The sequence below is a fragment of the Bradyrhizobium denitrificans genome, assembly GCF_013179005.1.
Classification (GTDB): Bacteria; Pseudomonadota; Alphaproteobacteria; order Rhizobiales; family Xanthobacteraceae; genus Bradyrhizobium; species Bradyrhizobium denitrificans.
Window position 1 is genome coordinate 137906 of the sequence record NZ_JABFDP010000005.1, and the last position, 17023, is coordinate 154928.

Below are 17023 nucleotides of genomic sequence, written 5' to 3' on the forward strand. Positions count from 1 at the left end.
GGGGAGAGGTCGGATTGCATCGCTAGATGCAATCCGGGTGAGGGGGGCCCTCCGCACGGTCGGTGGGCGTGGCTGCCCCTCACCCCAACCCTCTCCCCGTAAGAACGAGAGGGAGCACAGCGCGTGCGGGGTGAGAGCTCGCCTATTCGTTAGCTGGCGACGACGGATGTCGGCTGCCGCCAAAAGCAAAGTGACCCTCGTCGTGTCGGATCGCCCCTTCATTCGACCGGCGATGCCTTCATGCGGTGGTCCTCCAGCGGCAGTCCCAGCGCCGCCTGGATCGCGCGGGCGAGGAATTGCAGGGTCAGCAGCAGCATGCCGAACGTCACGACGGCCTGCGGGAACCACAGCGGGGTGTCGCTCGAGGTGGAGACCTGGCCGCGGACGAAGGAGCTCCAGGCGAACTTCGTCATCGCCGAGGTCAGGAACGCCATGAAGGCGAAGCCGGCGGCGGCGGCCAGCACCTCCAGCGCGCGCTGCAGCGGCGCCGGCACGTTCTTGAGCAGCAGCACCACGCGGATGTGGCCGCCGACGCGGAGCGTCATGGCGGCGCCGAAGGTGAACGAGGCGGCCATCAGGTAGGACGAGTACTCCCAGGCGATCGAGATCGTCGGCGGGAAGAACGGCAGCACGTTCGACAGCGCCCGCGTTGTGACCTCCGCCAGCATCAGCGCGGTCAGCGTCAAGAGACAGCCGCCGCCGATCCAGCCATCGAGCCGGCCGAGCCGGTCGATGACATCGAGCATGATGCGCAGCGGCGCGGGCGCCGCTGCATTGAGGCTCGCTCGTTCGCCCGGCGAGGGGGCTTCAACGATCTCAGCCACGCTTCATCTCGGCGAGATAGGCCTTCACCGGCGCGTCCGCTGCGGGCACCCGCTTCAGGAAGGCTTCCATCTGCGGCGCGGTCTTGGCGCGGATCTCCGTCATCATCGCGTCCGAGACCGGCACCACCTCCATGCCGCCTTCCTTGAGCCGATTGAGACTGTCGACATCGGCCTTGAGCGAGTTGGCCCAGAAGGTCGGCTCCATCTTCGCTGCGACGTCGCTAACGATCTTCTGCTGCTCGGGCGTCAGTGCCTTCCAGGAATCGAGGTTGACGTTGAGCATCTGCGACGACCAAACATGATTGGTCGGGTAGACATATTTGAGGAACTCCCAGAACTTGCCGTCGACGCCGGACACCGACGAGGTCGAGACGCCGGCGACCGCGCCGGAGGCCAGCGCCGGGATGGTCTCGCCCCAGGGGATCATGACCGCGGCCATGCCGATGGCGTTGAGCATGTCGACCGCGTTCTTGTCGGGCACGCGGATCTTGATGTTCTTCAGCCCGGCGACGTCGGAGGTCTTGACCTTGAGATGCAGGTACTGCGTCGGCCACGGCACGATGTAGAGGATCTTCTGGTTGTTGCGCGCGGCGATCTTCTCGTATTCCGGCCGCACATATTTGTGCAGCACCTTGAGCTCGTCCATCGAGCCCGCGAGGAAGGGAATGCTCTCGACGCCCATGAACGGTTCGTCGCCGACCTGCTGGATGTTGAGCACGTCCGCCAACGGCACCAGGCCGTCGCGCACCGCGCGCAGATGCTCCGGGCCCTTGAAGCCGAGCTGCCCGCCGGCCTTGACGGTGATGTTGACCGCGCCATTGGTCTGCTTCTTCACCTCCTCGGCGAAGGCCATCGCGTTCTGGGTATGGAAGTTGCCGTCGGGCCAGACCGTGGACATGTCCCAGTTGGTCGTGGCGGCGCGGGCTCGGGTCGAGACCTGTGTTGCGGCGAGCAGGGTGGCCGCACCTGCCGTGAACGTCCGTCGCGTGATCATGGGTGTCTCCGCTTCGTTGCTGAGTTACGAAAAATGGAAGAGGCGTGGCGAGCTGTGTGGTCGCGGCCATCCTTCGAGACGCCCGCCTGCGGCGGGCTCCTCAGGATGAGGACACGTTGCGCGGCCAGATGCTGATCATCTCCATGGGGACTTTTCTCATGGTCAATGTGCAGCATCGATCTCGGTACTAAACCCTCATGGTGAGGAGTGTCGCCCTTGCGACGCGTCTCGAACCATGAGGCCACAAATGTCCCGGCGGGCATGAGATTTCACCGCGCCTGCCCGTAGAGCTTTGCCGCATTGTCCGCCGATACCAGTCCGCTCTCGACATCACCTTGCACCAGCTCCGCGCCGCGTTCGCGGGGATCGCCGATGCCGGCGCCGCCCGGTGTCAGCACCACCAGCCGGTCGTCCGGCGGTACCGTCTGAAAACCCTTGCCGCGCAGCTTCTTTCCCGATTTGAGGCCGACATAGCCGGCCTCGCCATTGTGGCCGCCGTCGCGGCCGCGGGGCGGGTGGTCGATGCGGTCGAAGGCGGCGAGGATGTCGAACGGCGCGTCGACGCCGCTGCCGACCTCGATGATCTGGCCGAGGCCGCCGCGGGTGCGGCCGGGGCCGCCGGAATCCGGCCGCAGCTCCTTGCGCCAGAAGATCAAGGGCGTCTGCGTCTCCGCGATCTCGACCGGCGTGCCGCGCACGCCGGAGGGGTAGGCGGTGGCCGACAGCCCGTCCTTGTCGAAGCGGGCGCCGGTGCCGCCGTTCGAGGTCACCGCCATCGAGAACCCGTAATTGCCGCCGGCGCCGGAGCGGGTCTGGCCGCGCACGTTGAGATTCCACAGGCACGAGGTGCCCTCGGCCGGCACGCGCTCCGGGATGATCTGACGGAGGCAGCCGAACACGACGTCGGGCAGCATCTGGCCGATGACGTGGCGCGAGGCGACCGGCGCCGGCTTCGGCGCATTGAGGATCGCGCCCGAGGGCGCCGAGACGGTGAGTGGCGACAGCGAGCCGGCATTGTTGGGGATCGCGGACGCCACCACGCAGCCGAGCCCGAACACGGTGTAGGCCGTGGTGTAGGACAGCGGCACGTTGATGCCGAACTTCGAGGCGGGCGAGGTGCCGGCGAAATCGACATGGATGCCGTCATCGCTGATGGTCAGCGCCGCCTTCAAGGTCACCGGCGCATCATAGCCGTCGACCACCATCTCGTTGCGCCAGGTGCCCTTGGGCAGCTTCGCGATCTCAGCCAGCACGGCCTCGCGCGAGCGGTCGCAGATGTAGTCGCCGAGTTCGTCGAGCGAGGCGATGCCGAACTCCGTCATCATCTCGACCAGGCGCTGGCAGCCGACATCGTTGCAGGCGGCGAGCGAATAGGTGTCGCCCTCGGTGTCGACCGGCAGTCGCGTGTTGGCGCGGATCATCGCCATCAGCGTCTCGTTGACGACGCCCTGGTCGATCAGTTTCAGCATCGGGATGTACAGCCCCTCCATGAACACGTCGGTGCCATCGGGGCCGAAGCCGATGCCGCCAATGTCCATCAGATGGCTGGTGCAGGAGAACAGTGCGACCGGCTGGCCGTCCTTGAAGCAGGGCGTGGTGACGACGAAGTCGTTGAGATGGCCGGTGCCCATCCAGGGATCGTTGGTGATATAGGCGTCGCCCGGCTTCATCGTGGCAATCGGGAAATGCGCGATGAAGTGTTTCACCGACTCGGCCATCGAGTTGACGTGGCCCGGCGTGCCGGTGACGGCCTGCGCCAGCATGCGCCCCCGGAGGTCGAACACGCCAGCGGAGAGGTCGCCGCATTCGCGCACGATCGGGCTGAAGGCGGTGCGCAGCAGCACCTGGGCCTGCTCCTCGACCACGGCGATCAGCCGGTGCCACATGATCTGCAGGTCGATCAGGCTGGTTTGTGATGCGCTCATCTTCAGGCTGCCTTCCGTTCCATGACGATGCTGCCGGCGCCGTCGATATGCGCGTCGAAACTATTGGAGATGAAGGTCGAGGTCTCGTCCTCGGCGATCACGGCGGGGCCGGCGATCACGGCACCCGGCGCCATCTGTTCGCGGCGATACAGCGGGATCTCGACGAACTGCCCGGCACGGCCGTCGAAGAATTTGCGATGACCGGCGGCTTGTCCTGCGGGTCTGCGCGTCACCGCGGCGACGGCCGGCGGCTGGCGCGCGTCCGTCGTCGCCAGCACCGACCAGCTCAGCACCTCGATCGCGGCGCCGGGAATGGCCCGTTCGAACAGGGCGGCGTAGCCGGCCTCGAAGGTCTTACGCAGTGCGGGCAGATCATCGACGGTGAGTGCGCGGTTGGGCAGCTCGACGCTGATCTCGTGGCCCTGGCCGACATAGCGCATGAACGCAGCGCGGCGCTCGCGCACCGCAGCGCCGGCCGCACCGGGCTCGACCAGGGCACGGGCCTCATCGGCCATCTCCTGCAGCAGACCGGAGACGAGCGCCGTGTCGAAATCATCGAGCCGGGCGTGGCGGCTACGCACCAGCTCATAGGCGATGGGCGCTGCGAGGAAGCCGACTGCCGAGCCGACGCCGGCATTGGAGGGGACGATCACCCGGGAGACGCCGATCTTCTCGGCGACGCGGGCGGCATGCAGCGGCGCGGCGCCACCGAACGCGATCAGCGTGTGCTGGCCGATGATGGCGCCGCGCTCGACGGCGTGGACGCGCGCCGCGCTCGCCATGTTCTCGCACACCACTTCGTGCACCGCGTAGGCGGCGGTCTCGGCATCGAGGCCGAGCGGCGCGCCGACGTCGCGGAGCAGGGCCTGTCGCGATAGCTCGGGATCGAGCTTGATGGTGCTGCCGGCGAACGCGTCGGGATCGATCATGCCGAGCGCGACGTCGGAGTCGGTGACCGCCGGACGTTGCCCGCCGCGGCCGTAGCAGGCCGGTCCCGGCTCGGACGAGGCGCTTTCGGGGCCGACGGTGACACGCTTCATCGCATCGAGGCGCGCGATCGAGCCGCCGCCGGCGCCGATCTCGACCATCTCGATGACGGGGATGCGCACCGGCAGGCCGGAGCCTTTGAGGAAGCGTGCGGCGCGGTCGACCTCGAACACGCGTGAGCTCTCCGGCTCGAAGTCCTCGATCAGGCAGATCTTGGCGGTGGTGCCGCCCATGTCGAACGACAGCACCTTGCGTTCGCCGAGCCGGGCCGCGATCTGGCCGGCGAAGATCGCGCCACCCGCGGGCCCGGATTCGACGAGCCGCACCGGAAAGCGCCGTGCGGTGTCGATCGAGGTGACGCCGCCGCCTGAGGTGACCAGATAGATCGCGCCGCGGAACTGCTCGATCCGGAGCGCCTGCTCCATGCGCGCAAGATAGCTGTCCATCAGCGGCTGCACATAGGCGTTGGCGACCGCGGTCGAGGTCCGCTCATATTCCCGGATTTCGGGACAGACCGCCGAGGAGAGCGTGATCGAGACGCCGGGCATCTCTGCGGCCAAGATCTCGCCGGCGCGCCGCTCATGGGCCGGATTGGCATAGGCGTGAAGGAAGGCGATGGCGATGCTGGTGACATTCTGCGCGCGCAATTGTGGAACCAGCGCGCGCACTGCCGCTTCATCGAGCGGCAGTCTGACGTCACCATGGGCATCGACGCGCTCGGGCACGGTGAAGCGCAGGGCGCGCGGCACCAGCGGTTTCGGCTTGTCGATCGAGAGGTCGTACTGATCGTAGCGGCTCTCGGTTCCAATATCCAGAACATCGCGGAAGCCTGATGTGGCGATCAGCGCCGTCCTGGCGCCGCGGCGCTCGATGATTGCGTTGGTGGCGAGCGTGGTGCCGTGAATGAAGACGTCGATATCGGAGATGCGCGCCTTCGCATCGGCGAGGATCAGGCGCGTGCCATCCAGCACGGCCTGCTCGGGCTGCGTCGGCGTCGTCAGCACCTTGCGTGTGCGGCGAAGCTCGCCGATGTCGAGAACGATATCGGTGAACGTGCCACCGATATCGACGGCCAGCCGGACTTCGGCTCCTTCAAGCATTCGATAGATCTCCGCAACGAATTGGTGGACGAGTTGAGCAAGTCCTATGCCATTGCGCCAGCGGAGATGTGTCTTGCTGCTCTGCATTTGTGCGGTGCGGACTTGAGGTCGTGATAGGGGGCGCGCTCAATCTTGCTGATCGACGATGTCGTTGTTCGCTCGTGCGTCGACGCGACGTCGCGTGCAGCGCTTCGCTGCCGACCCTACGCCCCGCCGTCGTCCCGGCGAACGCCGGGACCCATAACCCCAGGGAGTCGTTTGGGGCAGGCTGGTCGTTTGCCACCTTTCGCCTCATGTCCGCCGCGGCGGATGGGTCGCGGATCAGCGCCGCGTCGCGCTGGCGCGCGCCGCGGCTTGTCCGGGACGACAGCGGAGATTGCAGCGCGTGCTGAGCAGCTCGAACACAAGCGTTCTAGTTCCCGCGGCACTTCACGCCCGAGTTCTGCGATCAGTTCACCCTCACACAAAATGAGAGGGCGCAGGGAATGCCGGGTGAAGGCCTCAGCCATGGCCCGCCTGCGAAAGAAAATGCAGGCGGCAGGTACCACAGGTTCAGCCGAACATCCGGCATTCCCTGCGCGGTGTCTTCACGCTTATACGCAGTCTCCCTGGTGCGCCGGGCTTGTTGGCCACCATGATCCGCGCGATGCGTCAGCATCGCTGCGAACGTAACACCAGCTTCGGGGTGTCAGGACGCTGCGACTTCACGTCCGCTGGGCATGCCGGTCGTCTGCGCATCGAGCGCGTCCGGCATGGCCGCGGCCACCGCATCTCACCCCGACGTTCGTGACGACGCGTACATCCCTCTGCATGGGGCGGGACGACGCGGATCATACATCATTTCCGAGAAAGCGAAAGATCAAAATTCGACTTTGTCGAAATGCTCGCGGCGGCGGTGCGCAAGCAGGGACCAGGCGCGCTTGATCGCGGTTCAGTCTCCGTGGGCCGGCCGCTGCAGGGCCGCATAGACCACCCCGAGAACCAGACTATAGGCCTCGACCATGGCCAGCGAAAACAGGCCCGGGCCCGCGCCAAGTCCGAGCGAGATGCCGAAAGGCCCGAGACCGATGGCCGGAAACAGCACGATCCCGAGCAGCAGCCAGCCGGCAAGTCCGAGCAGAAAGCCCTTGGCGAGGCCGCTCCGCCCGGGCAGGCGGTGGAAGACGTAGCCGAACAGCAGGCCGATGAGGAAGGCGCCGTTGAGCTGCGAGAGCAGCCAGACCGGCGCTTGCACATGCGTGACATTGGCGAACAGCGGCGGGAGCGTCTCGAGCAGCGCGGACGACGGATCGAACTGCGGCAGGATGTGCAGCGCGGTCTTGAGCTCCATCAGCCCCATATGCGCCAGCGTCCCGCAGCCCGACGCCACCAGCGACGATCCTATCCAGCGATAGCTGCGCGTTATTGTCATCGCGTCATTTCGTCCGAAGCGCATCACGGTTCCGTTGATCCTGCTCAACTACGCGAACGCGCCGCCCGCTTAGTTTGCGCAAACTCATTGATGCCACGTCAAGGGAGTTCCGCCATGCGAGCAGATCCACGTGCGTTGATCCTGGCCGCCGTCGTGATGGCCACCGTTGCACCGTCCGTTGCCCAGCCGGGTGCAGGCGGACCGCCGGGCTGGGGCCCGGGCATGATGATGGGGCCGGGGATGATGGGCGGGCGGGGCTTCGGCTTTCTCTGCAATCCCCGCATGGCGGGCTTTGCCGAATGGCGCCTGTCGCAGATCGAAAGTGCGATCAAGCCGAACGAGACGCAGCGCGCGCGGCTCGACGATCTCAAGGCCGCATCGGCCAAGGCGGCCGAGCTGATCACCAAGGACTGTCCGACAGCGCCTCCCGCCAAGGCGACCGAGCGTCTTGCGCTGGCGGAGCAGCGGCTCGACGCGATGCAGCAGGCGATCAAGCTGGTCCGACCGGCGTTCCAGGCACTCTACGATTCGCTCGACGACAAGCAGAAGGCTGCCATGGACGCCAGCGGTCCGCGCAATTGGGGCTGGCATCATTGGCACTGGCCGTGGAGCGAGGAGTAGTCGCGGACAGGCGGCGGGTTTCGCGCCATCCGGTTCGGATGATCTCCGAAAAAGAGGAATGAGAATTTTCGGCAGCCTGACAGGCGTCTCTGGGCGGCCTACTGCGTCGCTCGGCGGCTCTCGTCCTCGAATGGCGGGCGGCTCACATGACGGGTCAACCGACCTTCGCTTCCCCAGTTGTATCGTCGTGCGAACGGCTGGAACGCGAATGACAGCAGCCCCAAGGCCATCAAGCCCAACACAATGTAGGGAGCGAAGTAAACGCAGGCGAAGACGATGGCGACGGTCAACCAGAATCGGTGGGGACGGACGCGAGCATCGCGCGCAAGCGCAGCAAGGCTGTGTCGCAGGCCTGGACGCCATGGTCGAGGCCCAGCCTCGACGGGAGGACGGACAATTTCCTTGATCCGAACGAGGATGGACATGACCAGGACGATCGATCCGAAGACCACCGCCAGGATGAGCAGACACGCGCCTACGAGTTGAAGGGCCGACAGCATGTAAAGTCACTGGTTCGCTGGATGGCGGAAACATCCCTGGCGCAGGATGGTATCGGTAAGAATTTAACCGGCGGCTCAGGAAATGCTGCAAATTCACCAACGGACCCGCATGGACGTGGAATTTGGAGTGGGGGCGGGCATGGTGATTTCGTCCTGCTTAGCGTAAAGCAGCCGAAATCAACCGAGGTTTTCCGTCCATTGTCCTTTCCCGCTACAGTTCCGCCGCTCGCCCGCGCGCTCGCCGAGCGCAATTATGAGCAGCCGACCCCCGTTCAACTCGCCGTGCTCGATGACGAGGCGGTCGACCGCGACCTGCTGGTCTCAGCCCAGACCGGCTCGGGCAAGACCGTGGCCTATGGGCTCGCGATGGCGACGAACCTGCTGGGCGACGCCGAGCGGTTCGAGCGGGCCTCGGCGCCGCTGGCGCTGATCGTCGCGCCGACGCGCGAGCTGGCGCTGCAGGTCCAGCGCGAGCTGGCCTGGCTGTATCAGCATGCCGGCGCGCGGGTCGTCTCCTGCGTCGGCGGCATGGATCCGCGCCGCGAGCAGCGCGAATTGGAGGCGGGGGCGCACATCGTCGTCGGCACGCCAGGGCGGCTGTGCGATCATCTGCGCCGCGGGCGCCTCGACATTTCGGACTTGAGGGCGGTGGTGCTCGACGAGGCCGATGAGATGCTCAATCTCGGCTTTCGCGAGGACATGGAATTCATCCTCAAGACCACGCCGGAGACGCGCCGGACCCTGCTGTTCTCGGCGACCTTTCCGCGCGGCATCGTGGCACTGGCCAAGCAGTATCAGGACGACGCCTTCCGGATCGAGGTCGAAGGCGACGAAGGCGGGCACGCCGACATCGAGTACCGCGCCGTCCGCATCGCCCCCGGCGATGCCGAGCATGCGGTGGTCAATCTGCTGCGCTTCTACGAGTCGCCGAGCGCGATCGTGTTCTGCAACACCCGCGAGGCGGTCAGGCATCTGCAGGCGGCGCTGCTGGAGCGCGGTTTCTCGGTGGTCGCGCTATCCGGCGAATTGACCCAGAACGAGCGGACGCTGGCGCTGCAGTCGCTGCGCGACGGGCGCTCGCGCGTCTGCGTGGCGACCGATGTCGCGGCGCGCGGCATCGACCTGGCCAATCTCGATCTCGTGATCCATGCCGAGCTGCCGAACGATCCCGAGGTGATGCAGCACCGCTCGGGCCGCACCGGCCGCGCCGGCCGCAAGGGCGTGAGCGTGCTCCTGGTGCCGCCGGCCCGGCGGCGGCGGGCGGAGACGCTGCTGAACCTGGCCGGCATCGAAGCCGTGTGGGGAACGGCGCCGCAGGCCGACGAGATTCGCAGGCTCGATCACGAGCGCATGCTGCACGATCCGGTCCTGAGCGAGGAGACGACGGCGGAGGACCAGGCGCTCGCCCAGGCCTTGCTTGCGGAGCGCTCGCCCGAGGAGATCGCCGCCGCGCTGGCGCGGCTCTATCGCGCCCGGCTGCCGTCGCCGGAGGACATTCTCGATCCCGCCGAGGAGCGCGGGCGCGGCCGTCATGAGCGCGATCGCGACAACGGGCGGCCGGGGCGCGGCGAGGAGCGTCCGCCGGCGGTACCGCGAACCAAGACCGGAAAGCCATCGGCGCGTCACGGCATGGGGGAGCCCAGCGTCTGGTTCCGCGCCGCGATCGGTCGGAAAAAGAACGCCGAAGCCCGCTGGCTGCTGCCGATGATCTGCCGTCGCGGCGGCATCGAGAAGCTGGACATCGGCGCCATCAAGATCTCGGACACGACGACCGAGTTCGAGATCGCCGCGCGCGTGGCCGACGCCTTCGCGGCCAACATCCGCCGGCCCGACAAGGAGGATACGATCCGCATCGAGCCGCTCGCTGCCGCACCGTCGGGGCAGGGGGCATCGGAAAAGCCGCGTCCGGACAAGCGGCCGCGCCGCGCAGCCGAGGAGAGCGCGTACCACCCGCTGCGACGCGATGAGCCGCGCAGCGGCAACGATGCCAAGCCCCGCGGCAAGCCGCATCGCGACGGTCCCTCGAAAAAATTCGGAGACGAACCGGCCTTCGCGAAGAAAAAGCCGCATCGCGAGAAGTCCAGCCGCAGCGGACAGACGTTCCAGTCCCACAGCGCGCGGTCGAAGGCGCCGGTTGGCAAGAAGCCTAAGGACAAGCGCCGCGGTTGATGGGTCCGGTCGAAATGAGGGGCCGGTTGCGCGAACAGTCGGGAGGAGCCGCATGAGCCGCTACGCCGTTCTATACTTTGCGACGCTGGCGGTGCTGCTCGGCTTCGACATCCCGTTCCTCAGCATCGTCGCCAAGGGCTTCTTCCAGTCGCAGGTCGGCGAGATGCTCGGCGAGATCCGCCCCGTGCCGGCGGTGCTGTTCTATCTGCTCTATATCGCTGGCGTACTGATCTTCGTCAGCGGCACGGCCGATGCGACCTGGCGCTCGACCTTGCTCTATGGCGCGCTGTTCGGCCTGTTCTGCTACGCGACCTTCGAGCTGACCTCTCTGGCCATGCTCAAGCAGTGGACCTGGGCGGTGGTCGCGGTCGACATCAGCTGGGGCGTGTTCGTCACCGCGGTCTCCGCCACGGTGGGACTGCTGATCGCGGACTGGGTGACGCCACGGGGGTAGAAGGCGACTGCCGCGGGCGATTTGGCGCGACCGGGATATTTCGGGGTCAAGTCCCCCGGCAATCGCATGAAGTCGCGCCGCGGAACAACCATGCCGACCCGAAACGTCGCGCTGACCGGCCATCAGGACAAGATCATCGAGACGCTCGTCCAATCCGGACGCTCGCGCGGGGGACGTGTGGCGCGCGTTCGTCTCGGTGCACCGGGCGTACGAACGCGTCATGTCGCGAGACACGGCCGAGCCGGGCGGCATCTGCTGCTTTATCGTGCGCGCGGCGAGCAGATCATCGAGATCGGTCGCGTCCTGCATGATCGCATGTATCTGTCGCGGCATTCGCCCTTCTCCGAGGAGAAGGGCGAATGACGGGCTGAGTTCGCCCTCACTTCGGCTGCGGCACCACGCGCAGATACGGCTTCGGCGCCTTCCAGCCGTTCGGATAGATCGTCTTGGCCTCGTCGTCGGACACCGAACCGGCGATGATGACGTCGTCGCCCTGCTTCCAGTCGGCGGGGGTGGCGACGCGATGCTTGGCGGTGAGCTGCAGCGAGTCGATGACGCGGAGAATCTCCTGAAAGTTGCGGCCCGTGGTCATCGGATAGACCAGGATCAGCTTGATCTTCTTGTCCGGGCCGATGATGAAGACATTCCGGACGGTCTGATTGTCGGCCGCGGTGCGCTTGGCCGGATCGCCGGAAATCGCTGCGGGCAGCATGTCGTAGAGCTTGGAGACGTTGTAGTCGGTGTCGCCGATCAAGGGATAGTTCGGCGCCGCGCCTTGCGTCTCGCGGATGTCCTCGGCCCACTGCGCGTGCTTGTCCACCGGGTCGACCGAGAGGCCGATCAGCTTGACGCCGCGCTTGTCGAATTCCGGCTTCAGATGGGCGAGAGCGCCGAGCTCGGTGGTGCAGACCGGGGTGAAATCCTTCGGGTGCGAGAACAGCAGCGCCCAGCTGTCACCGATCCAGTCGTGGAATTTGATCTTGCCTTCGGTGGTTTGCGCCTCGAAGTCCGGAGCGACGGAGCCGATTTGGAGAGCCATGACGACCTCAATTCATTGCAGGTGACGGGAATAAATTCTTCTAAGCACTATAGGAAATACCACCCTCTAAGGGAACCGTTCCGCGAAAAAGAGAAAATCGTCCTATCTCAGCTCACGCGCGCAACAACTTGTTTTGAGTTCCCGGCCTGCGGCGAAACATCCGTAAGACCACCGGCTGCCCAGATTTCGCCACGTCTTGGTCGCAACACGCCGCCCCCGCCGACGGGCGCTTTGAACCGTGATCCGGGTCACTGCGGCAAATCGGCAACCGAGACAAAAACCCACTGCAGCGTTTCGAACCGTTAACCACTCGTTCAGACGCGGACCGACAAGGTGGGTCAACACAGCAACTGAGAAGAGAACATGTCTGCCTCTGCACCAAAAACCATCGGTTCCCTCGATGGTCTCGAACCGTCCTCCTGTGAAACCGCCGCCTCCGCGCTCGCCATCGTGCGCGACGGCGTGATCACCGGTGAGGGCCCGACCACAGCGGGACGCGTGCATTTTTCCCGCGTGCTTGATGCCGACGACGTGGCGTGGTGCGCGCGCATCCTGACGGCGGCGGCCCTGAACGACACCCCGGTCAGCCGCGCCGAGGCCGAGGCGCTGTTCGAGATCGATGCTGCCGCGACCGAGCGCAAGGACGACGGCCGCTTCGAGGATCTGCTCGCCAAGGCGGTCGCACATCACACCGCCGCGGCGTCGGGGCTGCCGGTGCCGCCGCGCAGCGTGGCGCTGGCGGCGGAGACCGCCATCGAGAGCTGGGCGCCGGTCAATGCGCGCGGCGTGCGCACAGACGCGCTGGAATGGGTCGCCAAGCGCATGCGCGGCAAGCGTCAGGCCAACCGTGTGCTGCGGGCGATGGTCGCGACCTTGGTCGGCGTGAGCGTGCTGCCCCTGGCGCAGCTGCCCTCGATGATCGATATCGGCATGTGAGCGCGACGCGCTCGTCGGACACTCCCCATTCAAAGAGCGCGATGATCTCATCGCGCTCTTTTCTTTTGCGCCGGCGTTCGATTGCTCCGGCGTGATCGGCTCGACGGGAGGGGCCGGGCCTCTTGATGAAGCCCGCTGGCCGGTGAATAGATCGGCCGGCATGGATCTGGCCTGGAGCACGGAGATATCGAGATGAGCCGATGGAGCTTTGCCGCGCGCCTGTTGGCGGTCGCGGCGACGGCGCTGCTGCTCATGATGGCGTGGCAGACTTTCCCGCTGATCCAGGCGGAGATCCTGGGCCTGCGCGCCAAGCCCCGCGAGATCACGGCGCGCGGCGACCTCGCCGCCGACGAAAAGAGCACGATTGCGCTGTTCGAAAGCCGCAGCGGCTCGGTGGTCTTCATCACGACCGTTCAACAATCAGTCAATGCCTGGACAGGCGATGCGCAGCAGGAGCGCTCCGGCACCGGCTCCGGCTTCGTCTGGGACGATCTTGGCCATGTCGTCACCAATTATCACGTCATCGAGGGCGCGACTGAAGCACTGGTCAGCCTGACCGATGGCCGCTCGTTCCGCGCGGCCCTGGTCGGCGCCAACCCGGAGAACGATCTCGCGGTGCTGCTGATCGGCGTCGGCACCGACCGGCCGAAGCCGTTGCCGATCGGGACCAGCGCCGATCTCAAAGTGGGGCAGAAAGTGTTCGCGATCGGCAATCCGTTCGGCCTCAGCAGTACGCTGACCACGGGCATCGTCTCGGCGCTCAACCGCAACCTGCAGGTCACGCAGGAGCGCACCCTCAACGGCTTGATCCAGACCGATGCCGCGATCAATCCCGGCAATTCCGGCGGGCCGCTGCTCGACAGCGCCGGACGGCTGATCGGGGTCAATACCGCGATCTACAGCCCGTCCGGGGCGTCGGCCGGGATCGGCTTCGCCGTGCCGGTCGACAAGGTCAACCGCATCGTGCCGCGGCTGATCGCGAGCGGCCGCTATGTCAGCCCGAGTCTCGGGATCCGGACCGATCCAAAAGCCAATGAGGCGCTGTCGGCCCGCCTCAATATGTCGGGCGTGTTCGTGCTCGATGTCGAGCCGGATTCGGCGGCGGAGAAGGCGGGGCTGATCCCGGCGCGCCTGACCCGCGACGGCGGCTTCGCGCTTGGCGACGTGCTGCTGGCCATCGACGGACAGGTGGTGGATTCGCCCGACGACATGACACGGGCGTTGGAGACCAAGACTCCCGGCGACCGCGTCGTGCTGCGGGTCAGGCGCGCCGGCAAGACGATCGAGGTCCGGGTGACGCTCGACGTCGCGCGGTGAGGGACACGATCAGCGACGGGGACGCGAGATTGTCGCCGGCATGAGCGCCGCGACATGCGGGGATGGTCGTCCCGGCTGTCGCTGCGCTCACACGGACTACGGCCCCTCGTTCTGCGGAAACAAAAGTGCCCCGCTTTCGCGGGGCACCTGGTCATCACAGGCAAGCGCGGATCACGAACGGGCTACTTCGCCGCCGCGGCCTTCTGCTTCGGCGCCTCGTCGTCGAGGCCGACCGTGCGGCCGGGGAAGCCGGCGGCGTCGAAATAACGCTGGCTGCCGACGCGCTGAAGCTTCAGCACGGTGCGCAGGCCGCCTGAGGCCGGGTCCGACTTGATGACGTCGGACACCGCCTTCGGCGTGGCGCCGTTCGGCATTGCCTCGGTCATGACCCGGCCGATCAGTCTGCCCTTCGGCGCGACCTTGAGGTCGAGCAGCCTGGCGGCGGTGATGCCGACATCCGCATTGCTGACGGGCAGGGGATCGATGAAGCCCGCCTTGAAGTCCGGACCGATCGCCGCCATGAAATTGTAGGTGTCGCCGCGGCTGAACGCGCCGTGCATGCCCTGGCCCTGGCGCAGCACGGTGTCGGCGACCTCGACCGAGCAGTTGCTCGGCACGTCGCAGCCCGGTGCGACATAGGAACGGAAATTGACGACGATCGCCGGGTGCGGCGTCACCGCCTTGCCCTGCAGGTTGATCTGCGACAGCGGCAGCGTGCCGGGGATCTCGCCGAGCTTGTCGTCGACAAAGATGCCGGAGACGTAGTCCTGCGCCAGCAGCGCCTTGACGGTGCGGCGGGCGAGCTTCTTGTCGCCGTTCGGCAGATAGATCAGGTCCGAGCCGCCATTGGTGGCGACGACGAGATCGGGCTTGGCCGGGTCCTTGCCGAGTACGCCGTTGCCGGCCTTCGGATGCTTGCCTTCGGGCACGGCGGCATTCTTGTCGTTCGGATCGAACAGCGGCAGATCGAGCGCCTTGGCGAGGTCGATCGCCAGGAAGCCCATCGGCAGGAAGTCCTTCGGCGTGTCGTCATAGCTGACCTTGGCGGAGGGCGAGGTCTTGCTTTCCTTGGAGATGGTCGAGAAGCCGTGGTCGGCCTGGACCATGATGTTGGTCGAAGCAGCCAGCCCGAGATCGTCGAGCGCCTTGCGCAGGGCCGCCAGATTGTCGTCGGCGTTCTTGATGCCGGCCATCGAGGTCGGGCCGTTGATGCCGGGCGTGATGGTGTTGAGGCTGTCGCCATGATTATGCTGGCTGCCGTCGGGATCGCGTGACCAGAACACCAGCACGAACGGCTTGTTGCGGGCCTTGAACATCGGCAGCACCACCTTGGTGGCGACGTCGACCATATAGGCCTGCTGCGCAACGTTGGCCGAGGTCGTACCGGGGGTCTTGGCGTCGCCCGCCTTGCCATTGTCGCCGCGCGATGGCGTCGCCAGCGGCAGCCCGGCCTTGCCGATTGCGTCCTTGACCTCGTCGGTCAGCGCCACCCCGTTCTTGCCGCCCGTGGAATCGTCGATCACGATCGAGGATGTCGCGCCCGGCTTGCAGGGGCAGGCGGTGTGGTCGAACAGATAGGTCGGGCCGAGCTTGCCGATCGCGGCCGTCGAATAGCCGGCCTTGCGGGCGAGCTTCAGGATCGTGTCCTCGTTGAGATAGTCGCCGTTGAAATGCTCGTCGATGTCGCCGAGCACGGCATCGTTCTCGATGAAGGGAACGACGGTGTCCCCGGCGGGGACCGAGGTGTAGCCGGTGAAGATCGTGTTCGAGAATGTGCCGGTGTCGCCGAGATAATGGCCGGTGGCCATGGCCGAGCCGTTGGCCATGGTGAAGGTCGGAAACAGCGAGTGCGAGTTCTTGAAGTTGACGCCCTTGTCGCGGACAGCTGCCATGGCAGGCGTCGCGTCCGGCGTTACCTTCGCGGCCCGCAGGCCATCGGGAATGAACAGGATCAGGTTATGAGGCGTGGCGTTCTGCGCAAATGCGGCACTGGACGACAGCAGGGTCAGTCCGGCGCACAGCAGCACGAGCGGGCGGCGCATTGAAAACTCCTGAAAGCAATCGGCGGAATCGCGGCGTCTCGCCGCAGGGAGGAGCTTTAGTTTTGCCGGGTGACAGTTTCGTTACAAGAGGGTTGCGGGTCCTCGACGCCGCTCCGGCCAGGATTTTATTGCGACGGTCCGGGATGGCAGGAACCAGGGGGTGGCTGTCCGGTTGTCGGCTCACATCAACCCAGGGAGCACACCATGCCTGCAGACAAGGACCTCAACGAGCTCTTCCTCGATACGCTCAAGGACATCTATTACGCCGAGAAGCAGATCCTGAAGACCTTGCCGAAGATGGCCAAGGCGGCGCAGTCGGAGAAGCTGTCGGCGGCGTTCGAGAAGCACCAGGAGGAGACCGAAGGCCAGATCGAGCGTCTCGAGCAGATCTTCGAGCTGCTCGGCAAGCCCGCCCGCGGCAAGAAGTGCGACGCGATCGAGGGCATCATCGACGAGGGCAAGGAGATCATGGACGAGTACAAGGGGACATCTGCGCTCGATGCCGGCCTGCTCGCTGCAGCGCAAGCGGTCGAGCATTATGAGATGTCGCGCTACGGCACTTTGAAGGCCTGGGCCCTCAAGCTCAACCTGCCGAAGGCGGCCAAGCTGCTCGACCAGACGCTGAACGAAGAGCGGAAGACGGACGAGACGCTGACCAAGATCGCCGAAACGGCGGTCAACTATGAAGCCGCGGCCTGACCGTT

14 protein-coding genes are annotated in these 17023 nt (G+C 66.1%); 7 read left to right on the plus strand and 7 right to left on the minus strand.

Annotated features, from left to right (window positions below; translation table 11 throughout):
- Positions 1 to 218: 218 nt before the first annotated feature.
- The 5 genes from HL671_RS06750 to HL671_RS06770 all read right to left on the minus strand — a co-directional run bounded on the left by HL671_RS06750 (position 219) and on the right by HL671_RS06770 (position 7241).
- Entirely contained in the window at positions 219 to 824 is a 606-nt protein-coding gene (locus HL671_RS06750) for a TRAP transporter small permease subunit (RefSeq protein ID WP_012044930.1), read from the minus strand.
- Positions 817 to 1818: a TRAP transporter substrate-binding protein gene (locus tag HL671_RS06755; RefSeq protein WP_172235942.1), complete on the minus strand. Its 1002-nt coding sequence runs from the start codon at positions 1816 to 1818 to the stop codon at positions 817 to 819. The genes HL671_RS06750 and HL671_RS06755 overlap by 8 nt, the downstream gene beginning before the upstream one ends.
- A 269-nt stretch (positions 1819 to 2087) precedes the next feature.
- Positions 2088 to 3743: a hydantoinase B/oxoprolinase family protein gene (locus HL671_RS06760; RefSeq protein ID WP_172235943.1), complete on the minus strand. Its 1656-nt coding sequence runs from the start codon at positions 3741 to 3743 to the stop codon at positions 2088 to 2090.
- A 2-nt stretch (positions 3744 to 3745) separates the two neighbouring features.
- Complete coding sequence (locus tag HL671_RS06765) at positions 3746 to 5830, minus strand: hydantoinase/oxoprolinase family protein (RefSeq protein WP_172235944.1); 2085 nt, start codon at positions 5828 to 5830, stop codon at positions 3746 to 3748.
- Between the two features lie 931 nt (positions 5831 to 6761).
- Positions 6762 to 7241, minus strand: a complete 480-nt coding sequence (locus HL671_RS06770; RefSeq protein WP_246579391.1) for a DUF6789 family protein — start codon at positions 7239 to 7241, stop codon at positions 6762 to 6764.
- A gap of 114 nt (positions 7242 to 7355) precedes the next feature.
- Here HL671_RS06770 and HL671_RS06775 point away from each other — a divergent pair, with 114 nt between their 5' ends.
- The 4 genes from HL671_RS06775 (at position 7356) to HL671_RS06790 (ending at position 11348) form a co-directional block, all read left to right on the plus strand.
- Positions 7356 to 7862, plus strand: a complete 507-nt coding sequence (locus HL671_RS06775) for a Spy/CpxP family protein refolding chaperone (protein ID WP_041750834.1) — start codon at positions 7356 to 7358, stop codon at positions 7860 to 7862.
- Between the two features lie 698 nt (positions 7863 to 8560).
- Positions 8561 to 10531 (plus strand): DEAD/DEAH box helicase, encoded by a 1971-nt coding sequence (locus HL671_RS06780; RefSeq protein ID WP_172235946.1) that lies wholly within the window; start codon positions 8561 to 8563, stop codon positions 10529 to 10531.
- A 52-nt stretch (positions 10532 to 10583) separates the two neighbouring features.
- The gene (locus HL671_RS06785) at positions 10584 to 10985 is read left to right on the plus strand and encodes a DUF2177 family protein (protein WP_172235947.1); all 402 of its coding nucleotides are present in this window, start codon (positions 10584 to 10586) and stop codon (positions 10983 to 10985) included.
- Positions 10986 to 11075: 90 nt separating this feature from the next.
- Entirely contained in the window at positions 11076 to 11348 is a 273-nt protein-coding gene (locus HL671_RS06790; RefSeq protein WP_172235948.1) for a hypothetical protein, read from the plus strand.
- 16 nt (positions 11349 to 11364) lie between these two features.
- Here HL671_RS06790 and HL671_RS06795 read toward each other — a convergent pair whose 3' ends face one another.
- Positions 11365 to 12024, minus strand: coding sequence for a peroxiredoxin (locus HL671_RS06795; protein WP_012044921.1), 660 nt, complete (start codon positions 12022 to 12024; stop codon positions 11365 to 11367).
- A 363-nt stretch (positions 12025 to 12387) separates the two neighbouring features.
- On the opposite strand from HL671_RS06795, the gene HL671_RS06800 reads away from it, so the two are divergent.
- Both HL671_RS06800 and HL671_RS06805 read left to right on the plus strand, forming a co-directional pair.
- Entirely contained in the window at positions 12388 to 12960 is a 573-nt protein-coding gene (locus HL671_RS06800) for a hypothetical protein (RefSeq protein ID WP_012044920.1), read from the plus strand.
- A gap of 192 nt (positions 12961 to 13152) precedes the next feature.
- Positions 13153 to 14277 carry a S1C family serine protease gene (locus tag HL671_RS06805; protein ID WP_012044919.1) on the plus strand — a complete coding sequence of 375 codons (1125 nt, stop codon included), beginning with the start codon at positions 13153 to 13155 and terminating at the stop codon, positions 14275 to 14277.
- A 182-nt stretch (positions 14278 to 14459) separates the two neighbouring features.
- Here HL671_RS06805 and HL671_RS06810 read toward each other — a convergent pair whose 3' ends face one another.
- On the minus strand, positions 14460 to 16319 hold the full coding sequence (locus HL671_RS06810; RefSeq protein WP_012044918.1) for an alkaline phosphatase family protein: 1860 nt from the start codon (positions 16317 to 16319) through the stop codon (positions 14460 to 14462).
- Between the two features lie 204 nt (positions 16320 to 16523).
- Between HL671_RS06810 and HL671_RS06815 the strand changes: the two genes are divergently transcribed.
- Entirely contained in the window at positions 16524 to 17018 is a 495-nt protein-coding gene (locus HL671_RS06815; protein ID WP_012044917.1) for a YciE/YciF ferroxidase family protein, read from the plus strand.
- Positions 17019 to 17023: the final 5 nt, after the last annotated feature.

Excerpts from the sequence above, each read along its gene's own strand:
- HL671_RS06755 (WP_172235942.1), bottom strand. The coding sequence starts at position 1,818 with ATGATCACGCGACGGACGTTCACGGCAGGTGCGGCCACCCTGCTCGCC.
- HL671_RS06760 (WP_172235943.1), bottom strand. The coding sequence starts at position 3,743 with ATGAGCGCATCACAAACCAGCCTGATCGACCTGCAGATCATGTGGCAC.
- HL671_RS06765 (WP_172235944.1), bottom strand. The coding sequence starts at position 5,830 with ATGCTTGAAGGAGCCGAAGTCCGGCTGGCCGTCGATATCGGTGGCACG.
- HL671_RS06770 (WP_246579391.1), bottom strand. The coding sequence starts at position 7,241 with ATGACAATAACGCGCAGCTATCGCTGGATAGGATCGTCGCTGGTGGCG.
- HL671_RS06775 (WP_041750834.1), top strand. The coding sequence starts at position 7,356 with ATGCGAGCAGATCCACGTGCGTTGATCCTGGCCGCCGTCGTGATGGCC.
- HL671_RS06785 (WP_172235947.1), top strand. The coding sequence starts at position 10,584 with ATGAGCCGCTACGCCGTTCTATACTTTGCGACGCTGGCGGTGCTGCTC.
- HL671_RS06790 (WP_172235948.1), top strand. The coding sequence starts at position 11,076 with ATGCCGACCCGAAACGTCGCGCTGACCGGCCATCAGGACAAGATCATC.
- HL671_RS06795 (WP_012044921.1), bottom strand. The coding sequence starts at position 12,024 with ATGGCTCTCCAAATCGGCTCCGTCGCTCCGGACTTCGAGGCGCAAACC.
- HL671_RS06800 (WP_012044920.1), top strand. The coding sequence starts at position 12,388 with ATGTCTGCCTCTGCACCAAAAACCATCGGTTCCCTCGATGGTCTCGAA.
- HL671_RS06805 (WP_012044919.1), top strand. The coding sequence starts at position 13,153 with ATGAGCCGATGGAGCTTTGCCGCGCGCCTGTTGGCGGTCGCGGCGACG.
- HL671_RS06810 (WP_012044918.1), bottom strand. The coding sequence starts at position 16,319 with ATGCGCCGCCCGCTCGTGCTGCTGTGCGCCGGACTGACCCTGCTGTCG.
- HL671_RS06815 (WP_012044917.1), top strand. The coding sequence starts at position 16,524 with ATGCCTGCAGACAAGGACCTCAACGAGCTCTTCCTCGATACGCTCAAG.